We start from the raw sequence: 4,466 nt of genomic DNA, 5'->3' as shown, positions 1-4,466 counted from the left end.
TTGGATGACTCAACAGGCCAAATCTTTGAAATCTGAGGTAGAAAGTGCGGTAAAAGCGGGTTTAAAATCGGAAAATGGGGCAGGAAAAGCGATTTTTCTGCTCGTTTTTATCGCTGTCTTGCGAGAGGGATTTGAAACTGTTCTCTTTATCCTGGCCCAATTCCAAAAAGATTGGCAGATACAAACCTTCGGTGCGATAGCGGGGTTAAGTGTCGCAACCTTGTTGGGAACTCTCCTCTTTGCGGGGGGAGTAAAAATTAATATCCGTCTCTTTTTCCAAATTATGGGGACTTTCCTCCTCTTAATCGTTGCCGGATTACTCATCGGTATTTTGAAACATATCGACGCAGGAATCAGTCTTTTAAGTGAAATTGACCCTTTTTATCGCAATTTCTGTCCTTCTCTCCCCTCCTCCTGTCTTCTCGGTTTTCAAGTTTGGGACGGTTCCCAAATTTTGAGCGATCGCACTTTCCCCGGACTCCTCCTTAAATCCCTGTTTGGTTATCGTCAAAACCTCTATATCAGTCAAATTGTTGCTTATATCCTCTTTTTACTGCTTATCGGTGGCCTCTATTTCCAAAGCTTACGACAACGTCCTCAAACAGTGACCAGTAAACAGTAAACAGTAATCAGTAAACAGTAAACAGTGACCAGTAAACAGCGAAAAGATGGCAAGAAACTGCTATTTAATAATGCTCACTTAAAAACTCACATCTGATAACTGTTAACTTACCCACTGATAACTTACCCACTGATAACTGATAACTTACCCACTGATAACTGATAACTGATAACTGATAACTGATTATGACTACTTGGCAATGTGACGGTATCCCTAAAGATGGTAAAACTTATCCGCAAGCGATTGCGGGAGGTCATGAACCCTGCGACAATACTACTCCTGATTGTCCTATCTGTGGCCTGCCTAGGGAAGCGATGGATCCCGTAACAACCACGGTTAAAACCACGGTGGTGGTGTCCCCGGGGGGTACCACTAGAGTCGGCCAAAAATCTAACTGGTTACTTCCCTTCGCTTTGATAATTACCGCTTTAACCGCAGGTTTAGGGGGTTGGAGTCTATTGCAAATGCTGATTCCCAAACCCGATACTTCCCAAGTTACACCAGAAGAAACCCCAGACAAGCAACCCAAGGCAACTTTTGTGAGTAATACGGCTAAAAATCCCGATTTATTTAGCCAAGGTGAGAAAATACTGCTTAATTCCACTCCTAACAAAGAAAAAGGCGCAGCGGCCTTTAAAAAGGAAGATTGGTCAAATGCGATCGCATCTTACCAACTGGCGGCCACTCCCCAAGCAAACGATCCGGAGGGCAAAATCTATTACAATAACGCCAAAGCTAGACAAAAAGGTAATCAAAAGACTATAGCCGTTGTTGTCCCCATCGCTAACGACCCCAACAGCGCCAAGGAAATTCTCCGAGGTGTGGCAAGGTATCAAGAGGAGTTTAATAATTCTAATTCTGGTAATCCTTTGGAAATAGTCATCGCTAATGATGGCGGTGGGTTACAATCAAAGGCGATAGCCGATGATCTGATTCAATCCGGTCAAGTTTTGGCAGTTATCGGCCACGGAATCGATCCTTTTAGTCAAAAAGCGATTGAAAGTTACCAAAAAGAAGGATTAGCGATTCTTTCTCCCCTGACTACCAGTGTTAGTCAAACGGGAAATGCAACCCTGAAAACCATTCCCCTTAAGGATAAGTCTCAGGAAGTTTTCGGTAGTTATCTGGAAGCAGTGGCCAAAACTTTGGCTAATTATGCTAGTAAGCAAGAGAATTCTCCCTCAGTGGTTCTTTTTTATAATTCCGATAGTCCCTATAGTCAAAAATTAAAGGATTCCTTTGCTAAAGCGATAAAAGAACCGGGAGGCAAGATAGTTAAGGAAATAGACACCACCAAAGCCAATTTTAACGCTAAAACCGCCATAGATCAGGCAAGACAAGCTGGCGCTAGGGTGGTATTTTTGGCCTTGAGTAAAGACGGCGATCGCATAGATCAAGCCGTGGCTATTGCCCAAGAATCGTCTGGAATGCTCTTATTAGGCGGAAATGAACTTTATACACCCGATATCCTTATTCAAGGAGCGGATAGCATCGACGGATTAGTTCTAGCAGTACCTTGGAGTTTCCAAGCAACGGATCCTTTTGCCAAAGATGCGCTGAAAAGTTGGCGCGGTCGCGTCAGTTGGCGTACTGCTACCGCCTACGATACCATGAAAGTATTAGGGGAAGCGATCGCTAAAAGTTCTGACCGTGCTACTGTAGTCGAAACTTTAAATCGAGGAATCACCTTGCAGGGAAGCACCACGGATTTTAACATTTTTAACCAAGTTCCCTTGGTGCGTGCTAATCGCGGCAATGAGGGGCCAAAGGGTTCTCAATATCAATTCGATCCTATCTAAAATAGATAATGTGATGTCGAGGAGTAGAATCAAGTCTAATTTTATGAACAATATCTTACCCATCCTAGCTTTGTTAATGTCGGTGTCGGGAATTGCCGTATCTTTGGGACGGGAGGAAGTCCGATGTCGTCTCGGTTTAGAATCGGCAGCCTGTCCCCGGGAAGAAGAAAAAACCAGCGAAGACACCCCCGCAACTACCCCCGCAACTACCCCAGAATCTCCCCGGATAGAAACAACTCCCACGGAAACTACCCGTAATATCGAAGCTTCCCCCGAAGTTTCCCCGTCTCCTGAAAGCGAAACTCCAGTGGAATTCACTCCCATCCCGGAAAATAATCCCAGTCCAGAAGTACCCCCCGAAAATCCCCCCACCTCAGAAACCAAAGCGGTGGAAAAAACTCCAGATGCAGAAAAAAGTCCGGATGTCAATCCATCTAAAGATGGAGAAACTGAAAGTATTCCGTTAGAAGTTATTCCCCCCGCACAGTAAAATCCGACAAAATCAATTGCTGCCGGGGTAGGGTTGATTCATGAATCAACCCTACAGACTCCAGACAGTAAAATCCGACAAAATCAATTTCTGGCTGAGGATAGGCACTCATGCAAGAAGTAGTTAGATATGTGTGATTAATTGTATAGTCATTTCAATTAAGATTGAGAATATCAATGCTAGAGTTAATAAGGGTTTAACTGGTCTAGAGTGTATCAGACTTATCTGAAATGACTATATCTAGCTACTTAATTTTTCTCCAGCTATTGCTGATTAGGTAAAAACTATTTACTTTTAGTCAAAATTAATTAACTTCTAACCCCGGAATGCTTAACTGTTCGGTTTTTGGCTGTGTTTCCCCCAGATAATCCCCCTGCAACATATTAATTAAACAGCCACCAAGATGATAGGCCATATTCACGGGAACCGCGTTACCAATCTGTCGATATTGAGAGGTTAAATTACCGGTAAATTGCCAATCATCGGGAAAGGACTGCACTCGTGCATATTCTCTCACAGTCAAAGGACGAGTTTCTTGGGGATGACATCTTTCTGTTTGGGTTTGTGCTGGACTACAGGTAATAGTTAAAGCCGGTTCATCCCAGGATAATCTTTTAGCATATCCTGTCCGTCCGCCGTGATTTTTGAGACTATTTTTCATATATTCTTTTTGAATATCCATCGGTAAATTCCGCCAATTTCCTCCTGGGGGAACTAAGGACATAATCTCTTTTTTTCTTTCTTTATATTCTACTCCTGGAGAACTGGGACAATTCTCTAGAGCTTTTTTCAGAGAAATAGTATAGTTTTTATATTGGGGAAAAATCGGTTTAATATTTAGGTCTTGACGGGTAGCAATAATAATTAATCTTTCTCTTTTTTGGGGAACATCGAGAAATTGAGCCGATAAAACTTGATAAGCAGCATAATAACCGATTTCCTGTAAAGCTTGCAGCATTAATTGCAGGGTTTCTCCTTTTTTATTGCTTAATAATCCTCGAACATTTTCGGCCATAGCGATTTTAGGTTGCACTTCCTGTAAACAACGAGCAAACTCAAAAAATAAGCTCCCTCTCAAGTCTTCTAATCCTTTTCCTAACCCAGCATAACTAAAAGGTTGGCAGGGAAAACCTCCAGCTACAACATCTATTTTGTCTCTAAAATCAGAAAATTTAATCTTTTTTATGTCTTGATTTATAACATTCCATTGCGGTCGATTGAGTCTTAAAGTATTAACACAATCTTGGTTAATTTCCACCAGTAATTGCGTTTTTAGTCCCGCATTTTCTAAACCTAAAGCCATACCACCACAGCCAGCAAATAATTCGATAACCGTGTAATTAGTTGGCTCAACAGTTTGTAAAATTCTCAATTCTCTGGGGGATTGGTTATTTTTAAGATTGGTTAATTGCTCGAGATCAAATAACCAATCAACTTGATTGATTTTCTGACCTTTGATTAATTTTTTCTTTTGCCATGTTAGTATTTCTGCGGTAGTTACACCGAGAATATTAGCGGCTTTTTGTAGATTTACCTGAGTCATAACCAATAATTA

At 41.8% G+C, this 4,466-nt stretch carries 4 protein-coding genes; 3 read left to right on the top strand and 1 reads right to left on the bottom strand.

Annotation, left to right across the window (positions count from 1 at the left end; all coding sequences use genetic code 11):
- The 3 genes from PX484_RS08920 to PX484_RS08910 form a co-directional block, all read left to right on the top strand.
- On the top strand, window positions 1-622 hold a 622-nt coding region (locus tag PX484_RS08920; RefSeq protein WP_288103514.1), incomplete at its 5' end, for an FTR1 family iron permease.
- Between the two features lie 185 nt (window positions 623-807).
- Window positions 808-2,421, top strand: coding sequence for an ABC transporter substrate-binding protein (locus PX484_RS08915; RefSeq protein WP_004268349.1), 1,614 nt, complete (start codon window positions 808-810; stop codon window positions 2,419-2,421).
- Window positions 2,422-2,464: 43 nt separating this feature from the next.
- The gene (locus PX484_RS08910; RefSeq protein ID WP_004268347.1) at window positions 2,465-2,911 is read left to right on the top strand and encodes a hypothetical protein; all 447 of its coding nucleotides are present in this window, start codon (window positions 2,465-2,467) and stop codon (window positions 2,909-2,911) included.
- A 304-nt stretch (window positions 2,912-3,215) separates the two neighbouring features.
- Here PX484_RS08910 and PX484_RS08905 read toward each other — a convergent pair whose 3' ends face one another.
- Entirely contained in the window at window positions 3,216-4,454 is a 1,239-nt protein-coding gene (locus PX484_RS08905; protein WP_287764643.1) for a DNA cytosine methyltransferase, read from the bottom strand.
- Window positions 4,455-4,466: the final 12 nt, after the last annotated feature.

Source organism: Microcystis sp. M49636_WE2 (assembly GCF_030065375.1).
Lineage (GTDB): Bacteria > Cyanobacteriota > Cyanobacteriia > Cyanobacteriales > Microcystaceae > Microcystis > Microcystis aeruginosa_C.
This window is presented reverse-complemented; position numbering and strand designations above follow the sequence as displayed.